General features: G+C 58.2%; 20 protein-coding genes. 7 read left to right on the forward strand and 13 right to left on the reverse strand.

Annotated elements, in window-relative coordinates; genetic code table 11:
- Positions 1-78 precede the first annotated feature (78 nt).
- Both DA792_RS09110 and DA792_RS09115 read left to right on the forward strand, forming a co-directional pair.
- Entirely contained in the window at positions 79-1,362 is a 1,284-nt protein-coding gene (locus DA792_RS09110; RefSeq protein WP_107719664.1) for an ROK family protein, read from the forward strand.
- Complete coding sequence (locus DA792_RS09115) at positions 1,359-2,876, forward strand: CRTAC1 family protein (RefSeq protein ID WP_107719665.1); 1,518 nt, start codon at positions 1,359-1,361, stop codon at positions 2,874-2,876. The genes DA792_RS09110 and DA792_RS09115 overlap by 4 nt, the downstream gene beginning before the upstream one ends.
- Positions 2,877-2,932: 56 nt before the next feature.
- Here DA792_RS09115 and DA792_RS09120 read toward each other — a convergent pair whose 3' ends face one another.
- From DA792_RS09120 to DA792_RS09145, 6 genes are all read right to left on the reverse strand, one after another.
- The gene (locus DA792_RS09120; protein WP_217621091.1) at positions 2,933-3,226 is read right to left on the reverse strand and encodes a hypothetical protein; all 294 of its coding nucleotides are present in this window, start codon (positions 3,224-3,226) and stop codon (positions 2,933-2,935) included.
- A 113-nt stretch (positions 3,227-3,339) separates the two neighbouring features.
- Positions 3,340-4,659, reverse strand: a complete 1,320-nt coding sequence (locus DA792_RS09125; RefSeq protein ID WP_107719666.1) for a cytochrome-c peroxidase — start codon at positions 4,657-4,659, stop codon at positions 3,340-3,342.
- A complete protein-coding gene (locus DA792_RS09130) occupies positions 4,640-5,509 on the reverse strand; it encodes a TolB family protein (protein ID WP_254679661.1) in 870 nt (289 codons plus the stop codon). Before DA792_RS09130 ends, DA792_RS09125 begins: the two co-directional genes overlap by 20 nt.
- 82 nt (positions 5,510-5,591) lie before the next feature.
- On the reverse strand, positions 5,592-6,629 hold the full coding sequence (mgrA, locus tag DA792_RS09135; RefSeq protein WP_107719667.1) for an L-glyceraldehyde 3-phosphate reductase: 1,038 nt from the start codon (positions 6,627-6,629) through the stop codon (positions 5,592-5,594).
- A 16-nt stretch (positions 6,630-6,645) separates the two neighbouring features.
- Positions 6,646-7,332, reverse strand: a complete 687-nt coding sequence (locus DA792_RS09140; protein WP_107719668.1) for a D-lyxose/D-mannose family sugar isomerase — start codon at positions 7,330-7,332, stop codon at positions 6,646-6,648.
- The gene (locus DA792_RS09145; protein WP_107719669.1) at positions 7,329-9,761 is read right to left on the reverse strand and encodes a beta-mannosidase; all 2,433 of its coding nucleotides are present in this window, start codon (positions 9,759-9,761) and stop codon (positions 7,329-7,331) included. The genes DA792_RS09140 and DA792_RS09145 overlap by 4 nt, the downstream gene beginning before the upstream one ends.
- 231 nt (positions 9,762-9,992) lie before the next feature.
- Between DA792_RS09145 and DA792_RS09150 the strand changes: the two genes are divergently transcribed.
- The 4 genes from DA792_RS09150 to DA792_RS09165 all read left to right on the forward strand — a co-directional run bounded on the left by DA792_RS09150 (position 9,993) and on the right by DA792_RS09165 (position 13,729).
- On the forward strand, positions 9,993-11,093 hold the full coding sequence (locus DA792_RS09150; protein ID WP_107719670.1) for a LacI family transcriptional regulator: 1,101 nt from the start codon (positions 9,993-9,995) through the stop codon (positions 11,091-11,093).
- A gap of 65 nt (positions 11,094-11,158) precedes the next feature.
- On the forward strand, positions 11,159-11,686 hold the full coding sequence (locus tag DA792_RS09155; protein ID WP_107719671.1) for a TRAP transporter small permease: 528 nt from the start codon (positions 11,159-11,161) through the stop codon (positions 11,684-11,686).
- A gap of 1 nt (position 11,687) precedes the next feature.
- The gene (locus DA792_RS09160; RefSeq protein WP_107719672.1) at positions 11,688-13,010 is read left to right on the forward strand and encodes a TRAP transporter large permease; all 1,323 of its coding nucleotides are present in this window, start codon (positions 11,688-11,690) and stop codon (positions 13,008-13,010) included.
- Complete coding sequence (locus DA792_RS09165) at positions 13,010-13,729, forward strand: phosphotransferase enzyme family protein (RefSeq protein WP_107719673.1); 720 nt, start codon at positions 13,010-13,012, stop codon at positions 13,727-13,729. The genes DA792_RS09160 and DA792_RS09165 overlap by 1 nt, the downstream gene beginning before the upstream one ends.
- On the opposite strand, the gene DA792_RS09170 is transcribed toward DA792_RS09165, so the two are convergent.
- Complete coding sequence (locus DA792_RS09170) at positions 13,726-14,235, reverse strand: MarR family winged helix-turn-helix transcriptional regulator (protein WP_107722636.1); 510 nt, start codon at positions 14,233-14,235, stop codon at positions 13,726-13,728. The two genes, DA792_RS09165 and DA792_RS09170, sit on opposite strands and share 4 nt — an antisense overlap.
- Before the next feature lie 92 nt (positions 14,236-14,327).
- On the opposite strand from DA792_RS09170, the gene DA792_RS09175 reads away from it, so the two are divergent.
- On the forward strand, positions 14,328-15,206 hold the full coding sequence (locus DA792_RS09175) for an EamA family transporter (protein WP_107719674.1): 879 nt from the start codon (positions 14,328-14,330) through the stop codon (positions 15,204-15,206).
- Between the two features lie 42 nt (positions 15,207-15,248).
- Here the strand turns inward: DA792_RS09175 and DA792_RS09180 are convergent, their stop codons facing one another.
- The 6 genes from DA792_RS09180 to DA792_RS09205 all read right to left on the reverse strand — a co-directional run bounded on the left by DA792_RS09180 (position 15,249) and on the right by DA792_RS09205 (position 21,237).
- Positions 15,249-17,027 carry a SulP family inorganic anion transporter gene (locus DA792_RS09180; protein ID WP_107719675.1) on the reverse strand — a complete coding sequence of 593 codons (1,779 nt, stop codon included), beginning with the start codon at positions 17,025-17,027 and terminating at the stop codon, positions 15,249-15,251.
- A gap of 76 nt (positions 17,028-17,103) precedes the next feature.
- Complete coding sequence (locus tag DA792_RS09185; protein ID WP_107719676.1) at positions 17,104-18,780, reverse strand: TIGR01244 family sulfur transferase; 1,677 nt, start codon at positions 18,778-18,780, stop codon at positions 17,104-17,106.
- 115 nt (positions 18,781-18,895) lie between these two features.
- Positions 18,896-19,309, reverse strand: a complete 414-nt coding sequence (locus DA792_RS09190) for a TIGR01244 family sulfur transferase (RefSeq protein WP_107719677.1) — start codon at positions 19,307-19,309, stop codon at positions 18,896-18,898.
- A gap of 94 nt (positions 19,310-19,403) precedes the next feature.
- Positions 19,404-20,294: an MBL fold metallo-hydrolase gene (locus DA792_RS09195; RefSeq protein ID WP_107719678.1), complete on the reverse strand. Its 891-nt coding sequence runs from the start codon at positions 20,292-20,294 to the stop codon at positions 19,404-19,406.
- A 38-nt stretch (positions 20,295-20,332) separates the two neighbouring features.
- Positions 20,333-20,776 (reverse strand): DUF6691 family protein, encoded by a 444-nt coding sequence (locus DA792_RS09200; protein WP_107719679.1) that lies wholly within the window; start codon positions 20,774-20,776, stop codon positions 20,333-20,335.
- The gene (locus DA792_RS09205) at positions 20,776-21,237 is read right to left on the reverse strand and encodes a YeeE/YedE family protein (protein ID WP_107719680.1); all 462 of its coding nucleotides are present in this window, start codon (positions 21,235-21,237) and stop codon (positions 20,776-20,778) included. The genes DA792_RS09200 and DA792_RS09205 overlap by 1 nt, the downstream gene beginning before the upstream one ends.
- Positions 21,238-21,643: the final 406 nt, after the last annotated feature.

The following is a 21,643-nucleotide window of genomic DNA, read 5'->3' on the forward strand; positions in this document are numbered from 1 at the left end:
ATAAACCATGCATTAATCGCTGAAACCTTAGGCGAAAAGGTGCGTAAATCGTCTATTAAATTAGATTGGCGAATTTTTATGATCCCTGACGTAACATCAGACATCCCAATGGAACCCTCCGTTGATCCGCTCACCCAACCCCACCCAAAAGCGGGCTGTGGACCCCTGTTCCCGAACGCGGACACCGGGGCAAAATCCTTTCGGCGTCAAGTGTTTGAGGCGGTGCGCGCGGCGGGGGCCGTTGCCCGTGTTGATCTGGCACGCCAGCTTGCGATCTCGCCCGCGACCGTCACCCAAATCGCCTCCGATCTGATTGGCGCAGGCTTGATCGAAGAAACCGAGCTGCCCCGACGTGACACAGACTCCACCCGTGGCCGCCCCCGTGTCGGCCTCAAAGTCAACACCAGCTCCGGCATCATCGTCGGGATCAAAATTTCGGACCGCTCCAACTCCGCCGTGGTGCTGGATTTGGCTGGCAATCTATTGGGCTCGGCCACCCTGCCCGCGCCGCCGATGGCGCGCACGACCGATGAGATCCTGATTGAGGCCGAAACCATCGTCGCGGCAGGTCTCAAGGACGCCAACCTCACCGGCACACGGCCCACCGCCGTGGCTCTCGGCCTGCCCGGCATGGTTGATTTTGACGCGGGTCATATGCTGTGGTGCCCCTTCATGGAAGCCGCCGACATCCCGTTGCGCGACCTATTGGCCGACCGTTTGGGTGTTCCCGTGCGGATCGACAATGACGCCAACCTTTTGGCGCTGGCCGAGTTGTGGTTTGGTGCTGGACGCGGATTGGACAACTTTGCCGTGGTCTCGATCGAACACGGCTTGGGCATGGGGCTTGTGATCCGACACCAATTGCACCGCGGCGGCATGGGGCACGGGATGGAACTTGGCCACACCAAAGTGCAACTTGATGGCGCGCTCTGCCGCTGTGGGCAGCGCGGCTGTCTTGAGGCCTATGTCGCCGACTATGCCTTGGTCCGTGAAGCCCATACCGCGCTCAACATCGGCCCGCAAAGCCGCAGCGCCGACGACATGTTGGAAACGCTCTATCGCCAAGCCAAAGACGGCAACGCCTTGGCGCGGACGATTTTTTCGCGGGCTGGGCGCTATTTGGCCGCAGGGCTGGCCAATGTCGTGACCTTGTTTGACCCGGCATTAATCCTTCTCTCCGGCGATCGTTTGCGTTACGATTTTCTCTATGCCGAAGATGTGCTGCACGAGACCCGCATGTTGACCCACAAACCCGGACGCCCGCCGACCCCGGTGGAAATTCACGCCTGGGGCGATCTGGTTTGGGCGCGGGGCGCGGGCGCATTGGCGCTTGATCTGGCCACGGAGATGCTTGTGGGATGACCCACCGATTTTTATTTTTCCTCTTTGGCCTTTGTGCCCCCACAGCCCTTATGGCGCAATCCATTCCGCAATTCCAAGATCGGTCCGACGCCCTGCCCGCACATATCTACAGCGGCGGCTGGGAACATTTTGTCGGCGGCGGCGTGGCCTCTTTTGATTGCAACGGCGATGGGATGACCGATCTCTTTGCTGCCGGCGGTGACACCCCCGCCAGCCTGATGATAAACCGTTCCGAGCGCGAGGGCGCGCTGACATTTGAGCGTGGCGACATCGCGGCCATCACCGGCGTCACCGGAGCCTATCCGATTGATATCGACAGTGATGGGATCACCGATCTCGCCGTGCTGCGGGTCGGGAAAAATCTACTGCTCAAAGGCTTGGGCGAGTGCGCGTTTGAGGACGCCTCAGAGGCATGGGGATTTGACGGTGGCGACCGCTGGACCACCTCTTTTGCCGCCGGATGGGAGGGGGACAACACCCGACCGACCTTGTTTTTCGGCAATTACGTCGACCGCGACAACCCGGACGGGCCATTTGAGGCCTGTGACAGCAACGAATTGCACCGCCCAAACGCAACAGGATGGGACAAAACCATCCTAGAGCCGGGCTTTTGCACACTCTCCGCCCTGATGTCCAAAGGTGCGCGCGGGGTGCAAAGCCTGCGACTTTCCAATGATCGGCATTACTACGTCAAAGGCGGCTATGAGCAGGTCTATGATCTTCAAAACAATCGGTTTTTAGATGAGAGCGATGGCTGGGACAGGGTTTCCCTTTGGGGCATGGGCATTGCCGAACGCGACATCAATGGCGATGCGATCCCGGATGTGATGTTGACCTCGATGGGCGATCAATTGCTGCAATTTGGCCGCGCGAATGGTCGCTATGAGGCCGCGCCTTTTGACATCGGCACCTATGCCCATCGGCCGCATCTGGGCGATGACGGGCGGCCCTCGACCGGCTGGCAGGCGGATTGGGGCGATGTCGACAATGACGGCCGCGCCGATCTGTTTATCGCTAAGGGCAATGTCGAACAAATGCCCTCAAACGCCGCGCGCGACCCCAACAACCTGTTGCAGCAAAAGCCAGACGGGACGTTTCGCGAGGTCTCGATTGCGGCAGGCGTGGCATCTTTGGAGAAATCACGCGGTGCGGGATTGGTGGATTTGAACGGCGACGGCAAGCTTGATCTCGTGGTGGTCAATCGCGGCTCGCCCATGGAGCTTTATGAAAACGTGACGCCCAACTCCGGACAGTATCTGGATGTCTCTTTGGTGCAATCCGGGACCAATCAAACCGCCGTCGGCGCAGTGGTGTCGGTTCTGACCAACCTTGGTTTGCAGGATCAAGAAATCACCATCGGCGGCGGGCATGGATCGGGCAAGGCGGTGCCGCTGCACTTTGGCCTTGGTGACGCGGTGAGTGCGAAAATTCAGGTCACATGGCCCGATGGCTTTGCAAGCGATTGGGTGGAACTGACCCGGTTCGATCGCTGGGTTGAGTTGGCGCGGGAGTAAGATACCAGCTTTGTGCGAGCCCAAACCGGCCTATCACCGCAGGTTTGATCGCGGCTTTATGTGTGGGCCGAACGGCAGGTACAACAATGAGACGAGCAGGTCTTTTTTCCTGAAATTCCGGCCCAGTCACTGCCGCAGAGTAGATTTTCAGGGATTTCTTCAATGGCGCCTTTTGGGCCAAAAACATCCCAGATGTGTTCCCATCCCCCAGTCGAATATTTCGATACGGCTATGTTTTCTTTCCATTTTTCTAGCCACATCTTAACCCAAAGAAAATCGTGCGCGAAGACTTCATCAAAGTCCTCGACGAAAATTGTGGCTTTACAAAATTCTGGCATGGATTTTTCCATCACTTTGGGAACTGTTCTTTTGGGACGCAAAACGAGGGTGCCGCATCATGTCACCCTGTCCTCAAATCGGGCCTCATGACAAAAGCCGCGGACAGCGGCCTTATGTCCTCGCCCTACTTCTCAAACGCCAATCCAGACGGCACCGTCTCCGGCACGCCCAGTCGATTTGGATTGTCCTCAAGCGCGCGCAAAAACGCCATCAGCGCGTCGATTTGATCCTCAGGCAGGCTCCGGTCCGGCACTTTGATCGCCGACAGGATCGCCGCGACATCGGCCTCTGTGTTCATCACCTCCCAATCCTCGACCGGCAGATCAGGCAGCACCGCCTGAGCGCGATCATAGGTCATCAACGCCTCAGAGGGGGCAAGATGCGCCACCACAAAATCGCGCAAATCGGCGTAGGCGCCCGTGTGACCATAGGGGGATGTCAGCGTAACGTTGCGCAGCGCGGGCGTGCGAAAAGCATAGAGGTCTTGCGGCTGGCCGGTGACACGGAACCGGCCTTCGTCGCGCGCGCCTTGTTCGAAAATCAACGTCTTGCCGGGGCCAAATTGCGGCTGGCCCATGGCGTGAAACGCGTGATCGGTTTGAAACGCACCGGAATGACAGGCGGCACATCCCGCCTCGCCATAGAACAGCTCCATCCCCGCTTTGGCCTGAACACTCAAAGCCGCCTCATCACCGCGCAGGTATCGGTCAAAGGGACTGTGATCAGAGCGATATTCAAAGGCCATAAATGCCGCCAGCGCATTGGAAATATCCGCAAAGGCGATGTCGCGGCCAAAGGCGATGGCGGGATAGGCGGTCTTGAATCGCGCCTCATAGTCAGGGATCGCCGCCACCTTGGCCGCAATCAAATCCCAACCGCCACCGGGGCCGGAAAATTGCCCCTTGCGGATGGCTTTGGACAGAGGGTTTTCGCTAACCTGCCCGCCCATTTCATCAGGAGAGAGCACGGGGAACGCCGCTTGGGTCGCCAAAACGCCCGACACGGTTGCAAAGAAACCATCCTCAATCGGCACGCGCAAATGACCATCGACCTCCTCGACGCGGCCATCATGAAACATCCGCGTGTACTCATGCGCGCCCAAATTATATAGCGCGGGGGCGTTGCGCGGCACACGGTGTTCGGGCAGATTGCTTTGGTCCGCCACTCGGCTCGGCCCAAGACCGATCCCGCCTTCCCCCAAGCCCAGTGAGAGCCCGTCCGAGGTGCCCAATTTCGGGTGGTGGCAGGTGGAACAGGAAATATTGTCATTGCCCGACAGGATCGGATCAAAAAACAACAGTTGCCCTAAAGTGACCTCGGACATGCTTACTGTAAGGTAATCCTCATCCGTGACCGGCGCGGGCAGATCAAACCCCAGCACCGGGCGCGCCAAAGCGGCCAAAATCAGGGCCGAAACACCGGCTTTAGTCCGCGTATTCAACATAGGCAAATGCCCCCCCATCGGGCGACCATGACGGCACATTGATCGTCCCCTGCCCGCCGGTCAATGTCACCAGCGTGTCACTCGGGTGCCCCGGTCGCCACAGCCGCAATTCCACATGCATCATCGGTGGATGGCCCACCGTGCCTTCAGGATAGGCCAAATACACCACCGCGTCACCTTCAGGCGCGGGATGCGGGAACCAATTGACCATCGCGTCTTGGGTCATCCGCTCCAACCCCGACCCGTCAAGGCGCACCCGCCAAAGCTCCGAGGCCCCGGTGCGGTCCGAATTGAACCAAATCCATTCCCCATCTGCGGAGAAATCCGGGCCATCGTAATGATGCCCGCCCTCGATCACGCAATGTTCGCCGGACCCGTCGCTTGCGGCAACATAAATACCAAACAACCCTTCGCGCACGCCCGTGTAGCAAATCCATTGGCCATTGGGCGATATGCCATGAAACCACGACGGGCGTTTTTCGGTGACCTGTTCCGGGTCGGCGTCGCCATCCAAGGATTGCCGCCAAATGATCGCGCCGTGACCATAGGTATGATCGGAAAAATACAGGGTCTCGCCATCGGGCGAAAGGCCGTGATCATTGTTCAAATTGATGCACAGGCCGGTGTCGATCTCCAACAATTCCGGCGCATCAAGGTCAACCCAAAACAGGCTCCCGCCACCGTTCACGATCAACGCCGATCCGTCCGGCGTCCAATTTGGCGCAGCAATCTCGATGTCGGTTTCAAGCACAGGCGTGCTGATCCGATCCTCAAGATCATAGATCATCAATCGCGACGTCCATTGCCCGTCAAATTGAGGCCCGTCAAATTGAGCTGTCTCATTCGTCATCGCGGCCCCTCCCGAGCGTATGTGCGCTTAGAGTACAGCCTCCAAGAGAAGCCGCCAATGACTTAAATCACAACCACTTAGACTAATCTTGATCACTTTCAGACGACAGGGCCCAAAGGTTGATTTTCTCCTCATCAGCCGCCTCATCAATTGCCGCCAATTCCGCAGGCGTGAAGCTCAGATTGCTCACCGCGCCGACACAATCGACCACCTGCGACGGCTTTGACGCGCCGATGAGCGCCGTGGTGATGCCCTCATCGCGCAACACCCAAGCGATCGCCATTTGCGCCAATGTCTGCCCACGCGCCTGCGCAATCTCATTGAGCGCATTGAGGTTTTTGATCGCCTGATCCGAGACCATCGACGGGGCCAAGGATTTGCCTTGGGTCGCGCGCGAGCCTTCGGGGATGCCTTTGAGGTATTTCGCCGTCAACATGCCTTGGGCCAAGGGCGTAAAGGCGATGGAGCCAACCCCCAACTCTTTGAGCGTGTCTTTCAACCCGTCCCGTTCGACCCAACGGTTGAGCATATTGTAGCTCGGCTGATGAATCAGGCAGGGCGTACCCAAGTCTTTGAGAATGGCCACCGCTTCGCGGGTGCGGGCGGAATTATAGGACGAAATCCCAACGTATAACGCCTTGCCCTGTCGCACGATGCTATCCAGCGCGCCCACGGTTTCCTCCAATGGCGTGTCAGGATCAAAGCGGTGCGAATAGAAAATATCAACGTAATCGACGCCCATCCGTTTGAGCGAGGCATCACAAGAGGCCATCAGATATTTGCGCGACCCCCATTCGCCATAAGGCCCCGGGTGCATGCGATAGCCCGCCTTGGAACTGATGATCATCTCGTCGCGGTAACCGGCAAAGTCGGTTTTGAGAATCTCGCCAAAGGCTTCTTCGGCGCTGCCCGGAGGGAGGCCGTAATTGTTGGCCAGATCGAAATGAGTGATACCGAGATCAAAGGCGGTGCGCAGGATGTCACGTTTGGTTTGATGCGGCGTGTCATGGCCGAAATTGTGCCACAGGCCCAGCGACACGGCGGGCAGTTTCAGCCCGGACTGGCCGCATGTGCGGTAAACCATCGTGTCATAACGGCTTTCGGCAGGTGTGTAGGTCATCAGGCCTCCTTTCGGCTCAAAGCCAGCTGTCATAATCGCTGACCAACAGGTGCAGCGGAGTGTCATCTTCTTCGATCTGGCTGAACCGCCCGATCGGTTGATGGAAAATATTATCGGTACGGTCATCATTCACATTCGACACTTCGCCGATCAACACCTTACCGCCCTCACCCCAAAACGCGTGCCAATGCCACGGCTCCAAAGTGACGCTTTCGCCCGGTGCCAGCGCCAAATGTTCGCCCGCTTTCAGGGTTCGCAATTGCCCGTCGGTCATCACCTCGACCGGGGCCGTATCATTGAGAACACCGTCCTCGGTCCGGGTGTAAAGTTGCAACACCAAGGTCGCGCCACCCCGGTTGATGATGTCCTCGGTCTTGTAGATATGGTGATGCATCGGGGAAATTTGGTTCTCCTGCGAGATCAACAGTTTTTCGGCATAGAGCGGCCCCATGCCCCGTGCCACATTGGCGGCAGTGCCATTGCGCAGAGTAAACAGGAACAGGCCCAAAGCGTCGAAATCGCCCTGGCCATAATCCGTGATGTCCCAGCCCATCATATGATCGCGGATCATCATACCATCGCTGGCCACACGCGCTTTGAGCGCCTCGGGCGTCAGATAGGCAAAGGGTGGCATGACAAAGCCGAATGAGCGCATAAACGCATCCGCCTCGCGGATGATCTCGTTGACAGTGGATCGTTTCATTTGGCCCCTCCCAAGGTCGCCTTATAGAGGTGTTGAACTGTGAAATTCGTATTTATATCTGCATCTTGCGGCACAAATATGATCTTTTGCGGCATGTTGGGCAAAAGCGTCACTGCATTGGCCGAAAACCGCCCCGGCTGATCCGCGTCAAGCGTGACAAAAAGCGCAAGCGCCTCGGCCGCAAGTGTGATCTCAATTTTTTCGCGCAACTCATTGGTTTCAATCACAATATGAGGATCAATCAGATCATAGGCCTTGAACGGTTTCGGCGCATGAATGTCGCCGCCTTCGCCGCCCTCATTTTGCCCTTCATGCTGCCCCCTATACTGCCATGTAAAGACGTAGAATTCATCCTGTTTTAACAGGTCACGCTCCAGTTCCAAAACCTCAAACGCCTTATGGGTCATCGCCGTAACAGAGACCTCTGCCAAAGGCCGCACATCGCCTTTTGGAGTGACGGCAGCGACTTGAATAGACACATCCACCTCATCCGATAAATCATTGATAAGTTTAAATACATCTCTACCATACTGCGGCACGATCGTGACCAAAACCGGGGCATAAAACCGCGCGGCCATATGGTGCAAAATCTTCCAACCGCCACCATAATCCAAGCTCGACCAAGAAGCGCAGGGCCATGTGTCGTTGAGTTGCCAGTAGAGCGTGCCCATGCAATGTGGCTTAAGCGCGCGCCATGCGGTGACGGCGGTTTTGATCGCGAGCCCCTGCTGCACCTGCGACAGGTACACGAGGTCCTCAAATCGCTCCGGCAGACGAAAATCGCGCATCATCGTGCCCACGATCCGCGCATTGCCGCCCGCGTTTTTTTGATGCGCGTCCATCACCGGGGAGGCCATATTGCGATCTTCGGGCGCGATGAAGCGACGGATCACATCCATCGAGGGAAAGGACTGAAATCCAAACTCAGACACAAAACGCGGCGTCATCTCGCGGTAGGCCTCAAAAGGCATATTCTCGTGCCACACCGTCCACACATGCATGTCGCCCGAGCTGTCCTCATGCCAAGCATCACCGTAATTCAACGGACCCAAAGAGGGCGAAGATGGCCACCAATTTGCCTGCGGGTCTGCCTCAAAAAGCGCGCGTTCCAAGGTCTGATTGAGCCGATCATACATCACCAAATAGCGGTCGCGGTTCGCCCTCGCCTCGGGGAATTCATGTAACATGCCCAACAGCTCATTGTCGCCACACCACAGCGCCAAACAGGCGTGATGCTGCAATCGCTGCACCTGCTCAACCACTTCTGCCGCGACATTGGACAAAAATGCCCGATCCGCCGGATACAAATTGCAGGCGAACATAAAGTCCTGCCAGACCATCAATCCCATGTCATCGCAGAGATCGTAAAACCAATCCGGCTCATAGCGCCCGCCGCCCCAGACCCGGATCATGTTCATGTGGGCATCAACGGCGGATTGTAAAAGATCGCGCACCTTGTCGCGTTCAATCCGCCCATGCAGCGCATCTGCGGGAATCCAATTTGCCCCTTTGGCAAAGACATCGCGACCATTGACCCGGAATTTAAACCCGGTGCCTTTCGCGTCTTTGACAGTTACATGTTCGATCCGCCTAAGCCCAATCCGGCGCATCACAACCGCCGCGCCACACCTGATTTCCAACGAATATAGCGGCTGATCGCCCTGCCCGTTTGGCCACCAAAGCTGAGGCTCTTCGATAAAAAACACCGCCTGCGCCACGCCATCTGTGACCACGGCCTCACGCCGTCGACCGGCAAAGCGCATCTCCGCCACCGCGCCCTCGCCATGAACAACATGCGCCGTCACTGTAACAGAGACACTCTGGGCTTCAGTGTCATGATGCGCCTGCGCCACATGCAGATGCGCAATCCGCGTCTTCATTGCAGAGCAAATACTCACACCCCCGCTGACCCCAAACGGTGCCAAAGCGGTGTTCCAATCCCAGCCAAAATCGCATTGCTGTTTGCGCAGCATGTTGATGTTGGCGATCGGGCAATTGCCCTTGTGGTAGGGGATGTAAAACGGCTGGGCTTTTTGGCGGGCCTCTGCCGCTTGGATCACCGAGCGGAACCGCAATGCGATCTGGTTGTCGCCCAGCCGCGCGCAATGCGACAGGTCCACCCGCCAGGTCCGAAATGCATTGTCAGCGGTCACCACATCGACCCCGTTCACCGAGACACCGACGACGCCATCAAGGCCTGACAACACCAACTCAACATCCGTCTGCGTCAGCTCCACCGAGCGGCACAGCACCCAATCGCGCTCTGCAATCCAGCGCAGCGCGGCTTCCGCGTCCCCCACATATGGCTCCGGCGCATGCCCCGCTTTGACCATGGTCGAGACACTGTCAAACGGCAAAGAGACCGGCAGATCATAATCGCCCTCTGCGTCAAAAAATCTCCAACCCTCTGTCAGTTCGATAGTGACCATAATCCCTCCCAGACAAATAAACGCCGCGCCCCACCCAATCTAAAACGTTTTAGTATCCTGTCAAAAGCGATTCTTTCCCTCTCATGGGCCAAGATGATCCAACGGAGCGTTTTTCCATGCCGCAACTTTCTCGCGAAAATTCCCCCAGTAACGGCTCGACCCCGGCGGTCGCACAGGCGACACTGTTGAAACCAAGAGGCGGCGAATCTGACGCCCTTATAAGGAGCGGATATGACGGGTGAGGATGAGCACGAAAAGGCGGCCCCTGTGATCACGCCCCCTTTGTCTCCGGGCGAGCGCCCGACCCTTAAAACCATATCCCGCATCACCGGGCTGGCCATCGCCACGGTCAGCCGTGCGCTCTCAGATGCGCCCGACATTTCGGTCGAAACCAAAAAACGCGTGCGGGAGTGCGCCGATCACATTGGCTATCACCCAAACCGTGCCGGTCAGCGCCTGCGCACTGGAAAAACCCATGTCGTGTCGCTGTTGATGCCCACCGAGCCCGACATCATGTCCCACACTGCGCAACTGATTTCCTCCGTCGCCGAAGGCCTTCAAGGCACGCCCTATCATCTGGTCGTCACCCCCTATGCTCCGAATGAGGATCTGATGCGGCCGCTGCGCCATATGATCAGCACCGGTTCCGCCGACGCCGTGATCCTCAACCAAACCCTGCCCGAGGACCCCCGCGTCGCCTATTTGATGGAGCGGGGATTTCCCTTTGCCACCCATGGTCGTACCATTTGGTCTGATCGCCACGCGTGGTTTGATTTTGACAACCGTCGCTTTGCCGAAATTGGCATTGCCGCCTTGGCGCGACGCGGGCGGCGTCATGTGCTGGTCATCGCGCCGCCGCTGGACCAACTCTATGGTCAGGACATTTTTGCAGGCGTCACAGAAACTTGTCAGCATCATGGGATGACGCCGATCTGGCTCAAAAGCGCCACCTCGGACAGCCCCTCCACAGCGATCGAAGCCGATGTGAGCGCCGCCCTCAAAGAGGCCCCCGAAATTGACGCCATCCTTTGCGCCTCACCGATGAGCGCCATCACCGCCATTGACGCAGCCGAGCGGCTGGGCCGGGTGATCGGCGTCGATTTTGACGCCTTCGCCAAAGAGGCAACCCCGCTTTTGACCCGGTTTCGACGCGAGGCGCTTTCCTTGCATGAAGATGTCGCAAAGGCCGGCATTGCATTGGCCTGCGCCGCACTTCAGGCCGTTGAAGACCCAAACGGCCCGCCCATGAGTGGCTTAGATATTCCGCAGTATCTGGACCCTTTGGATCATTTGCCGGATCATTCACCGAACCTATCGCCGGGCAACGGCTGATTTACGTTGACCTGCTCCTGCGTCAGGTTAAACCGCTCGTGCAGTCCAGTCACAAAGGGTCCCAGATGTATCACCGCCTGTCCCTATGGATCGCGCGTTTGGCGCGACTGACCGCCTATGCAGGCGGGCTGAGCCTCATGGCTGTGATTGCGTTGACCTGCCTCTCGATTGCGGGCCGGGCCTTGGATGGCCTTGGTTTTGGTCCGATCCCCGGCGATATTGAACTGGTCGAATTTGGGATTGGATTTGCGGTATTTTCCGCCATGCCCTACGCCCAATTCGCCCGCGCCCATGCTCGGGTAGATCTGTTCAAACCGCTGTTGGGTCAGACGATCAACCGCCTGTTGGACCTGATCGGAGATCTGTTTTTGCTGGGCTTTTCGGCATTGATCGCGTGGCGACTTTGGCTCGGGATGATCGACAAAGGCGCCTATCACGAGACCTCATTCATTCTGCAAATCCCGGTGGTCTGGGGGTATCGCGCCGCCATGGCGACCTGTGTGGTGGCGGTGATTGTGGCGCTGTTTTCTGTGCTGCGTTCCACCCGCGCGCTGCTTTTGCCGCCCTCAATGCCACACGCAACGGAGACCTGACATGAGCCGCTTTGAAATCGGCCTTTGGTCTTTCCCCATACTCTTGGCCTTGATCTTTTTACGCATCCCCATCGGGGTCGCGATGTTTGCCGTGGGCTTTGGCGGGGCGTATGTTCTGAGCGGCAATTCCGTGATGATGTTGAGCCAATTCAAACATTTGATCTACGGCGAATTCTCGTCTTACTCCTTTTCCATCATTCCACTGTTCTTGCTGATGGGCCATTTCGCCACCATGGGCGGCATGTCGGCGGGGCTGTTTAAGGCGGCGGAAACCTGGCTTGGCCACCGCAAAGGCGGGGTCGCGATGGCCGCCGTCGGGGCCTGTGCGGGCTTTGGCGCGATCTGTGGATCATCCTTGGCCACCGCCGCCACCATGGGCAAAGTCGCCCTGCCGGAGTTGAAAAAATATGGCTACACGGGGCGTTTGGCCACCGGCGCGCTGGCGGCAGGCGGCACGTTGGGCATCCTGATCCCGCCTTCCGTGATCCTCGTGGTCTACGCCATGTTGGCCGAACAAAACATTGCCAAGCTCTTTGTCGCCGCCTTTGTGCCCGGCCTTTTGGCCGCGCTTGGCTATATGATCTGCATCTCGGTCTACGTGCGCCTCCGGCCCCAATCCTGTGGTCAGCGCGACAAAGCGCCACTCGCCGAACGCGTCTCTGCCCTCGTCGCTGTCTGGCCGGTGTTGACAATTTTTGTGGCCGTCGTCGGCGGCATCTATTTGGGCATGTTCACCCCAACCGAAGCCGCTGCTGTGGGGGCCGCTGGCACCGGGATTGTGGCGCTGATGAGCGGCGGATTGACATGGCGCGGCACGGGCGAGGCGATTTTGGAAACGGCCGCCTCTACGGGGATGATTTTCCTGATCCTGATCGGCGCGAAAGTGTTCAACAACTTCTTGGCGCTCTCAGGCGTGCCGATGCAGGCCGCCGCTTGGGTCGGCGCGTTGGGCCTCACCCCATGGGTGATTTTGGCCGCAGTTTTGTTGCTCTATCTGGCCTTTGGCTGCGTCATGGACAGCCTGTCAATGATCATCCTCACCATTCCGATCCTGTTCCCGATCTTGGAAGGTTTGGACTTTGGCCTACCGCACGGCGAGTTCGGCCTCTGGTTCGGCATCGTCGTTTTGATCGTGGTCGAGGTCGGGTTGATCACTCCACCCGTGGGGATGAACCTGTTTATCATCAATGCCTTGGACAAAGAGACGCCAATTTCTGAGACCTTCAAAGGCACCCTGCCCTTTGTGATCACCGACCTGATCCGCGTCGGATTTTTAATCGCCTTCCCGGTGCTGACCCTTGGCCTTGTGCGGTGGGTGTATTGATGTCGGCCCTACCCCCGAGCCACCTCTGGGGCGTTCAGGCCGCGATTGAACCAATCGGCGGCGGTCATCGCAATGCGGTGTTTCGCACCTCAGGTCTCAAACGCGATCTGGTGTTCAAATCCACCCGACGCACAGAAGCGGCGCTGAGCTGGCTCACCCCCGTGATGGAGGCCGCCGAAGCCGCAGGATTCACCGTGCCCCGGCTCATTCCGGCGTTGGACGGCGCTTTGATGGCGGCGGGATGGACCTGCGAACCCTATCTCGAGGGCCGTCCCTTTGCGCCCGAAAACATCCCCAAAGTGGCGGCTCAGATCGAACGGTTTCACCGTAAAACTCACTCCCTGCCGCAGCGGCCCGGATTTTTGAGCAGTCCCGATCTCATGGATGCCACCCAAGGTGGCGATGTCGATCTGATGGCCATGCCCGCCGAAATCATTGCGCTGTGCCGGCGGGCGTGGCAGCCGATGCAGGGCGAGATCGGCGTGATCCATGGCGATCTGAACGCTGGCAATCTGATCCATAGCGAGCATGGTCCCGCACTGATAGATTGGGATGAGGCGCGGGTGGATTTACGCGCCTATGACCTGATCCGTACGCATCCCGAACACGCGACGGCGGCGGAGAAAACCGCAGCTCTCGCTTGGGAAGTGGCATGCAGTTGGGGAATTGAACCGGATCACGCGCGGATTTGCGCACAGGTTTTGCAACGCCGGATTTAACCGGCCTCGCGTCCGTCGAGTTTGGCAAGATAACCCGCGAGCCCGGCATCAAGCGCAGCAAATTCCGCGTCCGTGAGCAGCGCGGTCAAGCGGTGCTGGGTCGCGACATGATCCTCAATCACCCGATCAATCAGGGCAAATCCTGTCTCAGTCAGACCGACAATCGCCCGGCGTGCATCCTCTTTGTCGGCGCGACGCTCCACCAGACCCTTGACCTCTAACCGATTGATTCTATTGGTTACAGTGCCCGATGTGATCATCATATTGTCCATCAATTGCCCGGCGGTGAGCGCATGCGGCGGCGCGGCGCGGCGCAACGTGGCGAGCAAATCGAAACTGGCTTGGTTCAGGCCATGGCGGGCAAAGGTCGCCTCCATTTCGCGTGACAACACGCGGGTGATCCGCCCCAAACGGCCAATCAGACCCATCGGACCCGTGTCAAGATCGGGCCGGGCTTTCGCCCATTGCGCCCGGATGTGGTCAATCTGAATGCTGTCATCGCTCATGTAAAAGGCTTTGCAGGAAATCATCTTGACGTCAAGATTTTTCACATTATCTTAACGTCAAGATAAATGCAGTTCCACTCAAAGGCCACCACATGCCAGATCCGTCCTCCCGCAGGTCCGACATCCTGCTCACCGCCCTCGCCCCTGCCATCTGGGGCTCGACCTACCTTGTCACCACCCGCTTTTTACCCGAGGGCATCCCTTTCACCGTTGCGCTCCTGCGCGCCTTGCCCGCCGGGCTTTTGCTGCTGGTGATCTTACGCCGCCTGCCACCGCTCGCACTTTGGGGCAAAATTTTTGTCTTGGGCGCGCTGAATTTCACTCTGTTCTGGAGTTGCCTGTTCATTGCCGCCTATCGCCTGCCGGGCGGTGTGGCGGCCACTTTGGGCGCGATGCAGCCGTTGATCGTGTTGATCTTGATGCGGGTCTGGATGGGCGCACCATTGCGCCCCTTGGCGGTGGTCGCCGGAAGTGCCGGCGTCATCGGCGTGGCGCTTTTGGTGCTCACCCCCGCCGCCACTTTGGACCCCCTTGGCCTCATCGCAGCCTTGATCGGCGCTCTGTCCATGGCCATCGGTACGGTTTTGACCCGCACATGGGCCTTGCCCGCCAGACCGCTGACCGTGACGGCTTGGCAATTGGTCGCCGGTGGCCTGTTGCTTTTGCCCATCGCGCTGATCCTTGATCCGCCGATGCCACAGGTGAGCGCCACCAACATCATGGGCTTTGTCTATCTCGGCCTGATCGGCGGGGCTGTGACCTATTTCCTGTGGTTTCGCGGCATTGCCCGGCTGGACCCGCAAACCGTTGCGCCCTTGGGCCTGTTGAGCCCCTTTACCGCCGTGATCCTGGGCGTGGTGATTGCCCGCGAAGACCTGTCCGCGCTGCAATCGCTTGGCATGGTTGTGGTGTTGGCCTCCGTCTATCTGGGGCAATATGCGCAGGCCCCGCGCCGCATGAGCCCGGCCTGACCCCTTCCAAAGAAAACGCCCGCCAAATTTGGCGGGCGTTTTTTAGGCGGCTGTGTCGGCCTGAGTCGCAGGCGGCACAGGCTTTGTCACATCGCCCAGGGCCTTCATCGCCGCGAATTGCGACAAGAACACCTGCCCGCTGAGATCTTGCAACAAATGCGATTTTTGCAGCCGATCCATCACCGGCCCTTTGACCTCGGAAAGGTGCAACTTAATCCCGGCATCCGCCAAGCGGCGGTTCAATTCCTCAAGCGTTTCAAGCGCTGACGAGTCAACATCATTCACCGCCGGGCACATCAAAACCACATGTTTGATCACTTGATTGTCGGCAATCCGATCCAAAATGTAATCCTCCAGAAACCGCGCATTGGCGAAATACAGGCTCTCATCCACCCGGATCGTCACCATCTCCGGCACCGTCAACACGTCATGGCGGTTGATGTTGCGGAAATGCTCGGAGCCGGGCACCAGACCAACCTCGGCCACATGCGGGCGCGACGTTTTATAAAGGTGCAGTGCAATGGACAGGATCACGCCCGAGGACACGCCCGTTTCCACCCCGAACCACAGCGTCAACAGGATCGTGGCCAGAACGGCGGTGAAATCGGCTTTGCTATAGTCCCATGTGGTTTTGAGGATTTTGAAATCCACCAAGGACAGAACAGCGACGATGATGGTCGCGGCCAAGGTGGCGATCGGCAAGAAATAGAGCAAAGGCGTGAGGAACAAGGCAGCCAGCGCGATGCCCACGGCGGTGAACGCGCCCGCTGCGGGCGTTTCCGCGCCCGCGTCAAAATTGACGACCGAGCGGGCAAAGCCCCCCGTCACCGGATAGCCACCCGAGATCGCTGCGGCGATGTTGGAGGCACCCAGCCCGATAAGCTCTTGGTCCGGGATAATACGTTGGCGTTTTTTCGCGGCCAAAGTTTGTGCCACGGAGACGGATTCCACGAAACCGATGATCGAAATCAGAATGGCGGAACCGAACAATTGGCTCCAAATCTCCGGCGAGAAATGCGGCAATGTGAGCGGCGGCAAGCCACGCGGCACCTCACCAACGATTTTCACGCCGTGATCATTGAGCGAAAACACGAATGAAATCAGTGTGGTGACAACGACGGCGGCGACGGGGCCGGCCTTGGTCGCAATATCCGCCATGCGCGGGCTGACCCCTTTGGAAATCAACAAAGGTTTCAATCCTTTGCGCACCCAAAACAGAAACGACGTCGCGGCCACCCCGATGATCAGCGTGATAAAATTGGTCTCACCGATGTGTTCCGCCAGCGAAATCAACCGCTCCGGCAAGGTGCTGCCGGAGGCCGAAACACCAAAGATATGTTTGATCTGCGAGGCGGCGATCAGGATGCCCGAGGCGGTGATAAAACCCGCGATCACCGGATGTGACAGAAAATTGGCAAAGAACCCAAGTCGAAACACCCCCATCACCAAAAGGATCAAGCCAGAAATAAACGCCAATGTGATGGCAGCGGCGGCATATTCTGCCGTGCCTTGCAGTGCCATATTACCGACAGCCGCGGCGGTCATCAACGAGACCACGGCGACCGGCCCGACGGCCAAAGCCCGCGAGGTGCCAAAGATCGCATAGGCGACGAGCGGCAGGATCGAGGCGTAAAGCCCCATCTGCGCCGGAAGCCCCGCCAGCAAGGCATAGGCCAGAGATTGCGGGATCAACATGATCGTGACGATAATGGCGGCGATGCCGTCATTGGCGAAGGTCGAAGGCGTGTATTTCGATCCCCACTCAAGGATGGGGAGGTAACGGCGCAGTTTGCGCGGGTCAAATGACCGTTTCACAGACAAGGGACTGTCCTTTCGCTTGGACGCAGGATCGGGAGAAGGCGTCCGGGCAGAGGATGTAGTCTGCCCGGAAGAGTGTTTATTTGGCGTGAACTTTTTCCGGCTTGATCAACCATTCTTTGCCGCGCAACATGGCTTTCCAATAGACCGGCGGCAGGATTTGTTCCTTTAGAATCCAAGCTTTACGCGTCGGCTTCGTGCCATCCAAAAGCCATTTCGGGAAAGACGGCAACAACACCCCACCATAGCCGAATTCGGCCAAAACAATCTTGCCCTTCTCGACTGTAAGCGGACAGGAACCGTAGCCATTATAGGCCGATTGTGGTGATTTTCCGTCGATGTCAGCGGCGATATTATCGGCCACCACGGGGGCCTGCATCCGCGCGGCGGCGGCGGTTTTGGCGTTGGGCGCGTTCATAACATCGCCCAAGGACCAGATGTTGTCATACTCTGTGTGGCGCAACGTGATCTGATCGACATTGACCCACCCAGCCGCATCGGCCAACGGCGAGACACGGATGAAATCGGGCGCGACCTGTGGCGGCACCACATGGATCATGTCGAAATCGACGGTGATCGTTTCTTTCTCCGCGTCGGGTTTGGCGACCTCGAAAGTGGCGGTTTTGCCCGGCCCGTCGATCGCCACCAGATTGTGGAAGAAATTCACATTGGCACCGTAGCGTTTGATGTAACCTTCGAGCGCGGGCACATACTCTTTGACGCCAAACAACACGCCGCCCGCGTTCATAAAATCAATCTCGATATTGGGCAAAACGCCGCGCGTTTCCCAGTCATGCGCCGACAGGTACAGCGCCTTTTGCGGTGCGCCGGCGCATTTGATCGGCATCGGCGGTTGGGTGAAAATCGCCTTACCCCCCTTCAAGCCCTGCACCAGTTTCCAAGTGTAGGGCGCGAGATCATAGCGATAATTCGAGGTGACGCCGTTTTTGCCCAGGGTCTCGGTCAGGCCTTCAATGCGCGCCCAATCGAGCTTCAGCCCCGGACAGACCACAAGGCGATCATATTTCACCACCCGGCAGCCATCCAAAATCACCGCGTTGTTTTTCGGTTCAAACGCCGCCACGGCGGATTTGAGCCAATGCACCCCGCGCGGGATCAGGCTGCCCATGGTTTTGGCGGTGGTTTGCGCGTCAAACACGCCCGCGCCCACCATGGTCCAGCCCGGTTGATAATAATGCGTGCCCGCCGGATCAATGATCGCAATCTCAAGGTCAGGCTTGCGCGCTTTCAAAGACGAGGCCAGAGCCACACCCGCAGCCCCGCCACCAACGACAACCACGTCGAATTTGGCATCTTCAACATTGTCCGTCGGTGTCACGCCGCCATTGGCGATGCGCCGCGCCACGCCCGACATGTCGTAGCCTGCGGCTTTGGTCGCGGCCAAAATATCGACCACGGATTTCTCTTGCGCCATCGCCAAAGACCACAGTGTCGTGGTGCGCGTGCCCGTGCGGCAATAGCCAAACACCGGACCGGGCAATTCCGTCAAAGCGCTGCGAAACGCCTCTGCGGTCTCTTCGGTGACAATCCCCGGTGTGACTGGCAAATAGCGGAATGCCAAACCTGCGGCCTCGGCGGCGCGTTGCATTTCCTCGTGGGTCGGTTGATCGGGGGCCTCGCCATCCGGCCGGTTACACACCACCGCCCGAAAGCCCCGGCGGGCCAGCTTGGCCATGTCGTCGATCTGAATCTGTCCCGACACGGACAAGCCGTCCGTGATTTTTTTAATGTCCATCCTGCGTCTCCTCGCAAAGCAAGACGGATCCGGCTCCCGCCCGGATCTGTCCCAAAACCGTACATACCCCGTTCGGGGCCGTGAAAGCCGGGACAGAGACGCAATTGGGCGCGTCTTAGCCCCTTAGAAAATCGGCCATGGAGCTCAGGTCATAGCCTGCGCCTGCGGCCTGTTCGACGATCTCATCAGCCGACAAGATGCCGATTTGGGTCAGCGCCCAAGTGGTGCACGAGCGCGTACCAGAGCGGCAATAGGCATAGACAGGTCCGTCCAGTTCGGCCAAGGCCTGGGCCATATCCGCGATCAGATCGGGGGTGAATTGCCCCGGCATGACCGGCAAGTAGAGGTAGCTCAGCCCAGCCGCCTTTGCCGCCTCTTCCATCACATCTGACGACAATCCCGGCTCAACTTCCATATCCGGGCGGTTGTTGATCAGCGTTTTAAAGCCTTTCGCGGCCAACCGTGTGACCTCGTCAGGGGTGATTTGACTGCTGACTGTCAGAGTGTCGTTGATCTTGTTGAAATCCATGTCTGATCTCCTGATGTGCGTGGGGCCGCCCTGCCCGTTCTTCGGGCCTGAAAGCGACAAAGCGGCAACGCGCCCCACGACATCAAAAGAGGTCTTAGAGCCCGTTCACCGGAACCTTCAGGAATGTCTTGCCATCCTTATCCGCCGGGGGCAACTCACCCGCGCGCATGTTGACCTGCAAAGACGGAATAATCAGCCGCGGCATCGCCAATTGCGCATCGCGTTCCTCACGGAATTTGACAAAATCGGCTTTGGTTTTACCACCGCCGACATGGATGTTATGGGCTTTCTCGTCGCCCACCGTGGTTTCCCACGCAATGTCGCGGCCATTGGGGCCATAATCGTGGCACATGAACAGACGCATGTCGTCCGGCAGGGCCAGCAGTTTTTGGATGCTGTCAAACAGGATACCCGCATCGCCGCCCGGAAAATCGGCGCGCGCCGAACCGCCATCGGGCATGAACAACGTGTCGCCGGTAAAGGTGGCGTTGCCCATGGTGTGGGTCATGCAGGCGGGCGTGTGGCCCGGCGTGTGCATGGCGAAACAGGTCATCTCGCCCACCTGATAGGTGTCGCCATCCTTGAACAACCGATCAAACTGCGACCCATCGCGTTGGAATTCGGTGCCCTCGTTGAACACTTTGCCAAACACGTCCTGGACCACGGTGATGTTTTCGCCAATGCCGATCTTGCCGCCAAGCTTGTCCTGAATATAGGGCGCGGCGGACAGGTGATCGGCGTGAACATGGGTTTCGATCAACCAGTCGAGCTTCAGGCCCTGCTCCTCAACATAGGCGATGATCTCATCCGCACTTTTGTAGGAAATGCGCCCGGCGGCGTAATCAATATCCATCACACTGTCGACCACCGCACAGGCGTTGGAAGACGGATCTTTGACGACATAGGAAATCGTCCATGTTTCAGGGTCAAAAAAGGCTTTCACCTCGGGATTGACCGACATATCGACGGGATAATTCGATGCCATTTCTCTCTCCTCTTTTTCTTCGATCTGCACCAAAGGCCTTATGCGGCCCGGCGCGCGGCCTTGGCCGCCGTGAACTTCATCATAAACTTGGCGGCAAAAATCCCCGCCACAAGGGCGACAAAAAACACCCAGACATTGGCATCCAATGAACCAAGCGCCGGAAGCGCCCCGCCCGGACAAAACCCAGCGATCCCCCAACCGACGCCAAACACCAGGGAGCCGCCCACCAGTTTGGCGTCAATCACCCGGCTCGTCGGCACGACAAAGCGCGGCTCAAAGGCCGGGGTCTCATAGCGTTTGAACAGGGCACGGTAGCCAAAAAAACTCACCATCACCGCCCCGCCCATCACGAACATCAGCGAGGGGTCCCATGTTCCGGCAAAGTCGAAAAAGTTCAACACTTTTGCCGGGTTGGCCATGCCGGACATGGAAATCCCAAGGCCAAAAATCAGCCCGGTGAGATAGGTCAACATATGTTTCATCACACGCCTCCCACCACTTGACCGAACACATGGCGGATCAAATAGACCGTCACTGCCGTCGCGACCATAAAGCTCAGCGTCGCCACAATCGAGCGTGGGCTGAGCCGCGACATGCCGCACACGCCGTGCCCCGAGGTACAGCCAGACCCGTAGCTGACACCAATGCCGACGATAAACCCGCCGATGATCAGCGCCGTTTTTGACACCGGCACCTCAACCACCGGCATATGCCCCGTGAACGCCGCAAAGGCCAAGGGCCCCGACGCCATCCCCGCCAGCAAAATCGCCCGCCACGCCCAATCCGAGGAGTTCGCCGGGCTTAGAAATCCCGCCAAAATCCCGGTGGCGCCGAAAATCCGGCCCTGAAGCGCCATCAACAAAACGGCGGCAAAGCCAATCAAAACTCCACCGATAAGCGAGGCCCATGGCGTAAACTCAGTTGGCGAAAACTCCATGATCATCTTGTCTGCCCTCCCGAAAGAGGGGCTTTGATATCAGCCCAATATGTCATCTGTGCGTATCCTTATGCGCGGGTTTCCCGCTTGTATGCGCCCAGTCTATGCGAGCGCAAACGGAGCTGTCGGTGAGTTTGTCACATAAGGGAGGGTGGTGGGGGAATTTGTGGGCGATGAGAGGGGGGATTGTACGGACAGAATGCGCGTTCTTTTTCGGTGGTCAGACTTCAGTTGGTGGCCCAAAGCAGCGATTAAAGCAAAGTCCTACGGAGAGAAAGCTGGCATTGAGGGCTACAAGGATGGATGACGGCAATGCGGGACGAAGCGCCACTTCGCTGCGGCTGCGCCAAGGTCTGCTTACGTTCCCGGCATCTTAGAAAACACGTTAGTATTGCGACATATTCTACAGAAC

Origin of the sequence: Celeribacter baekdonensis (assembly GCF_003047105.1) — a bacterium.
Classification (GTDB): domain Bacteria; phylum Pseudomonadota; class Alphaproteobacteria; order Rhodobacterales; family Rhodobacteraceae; genus Celeribacter; species Celeribacter baekdonensis_B.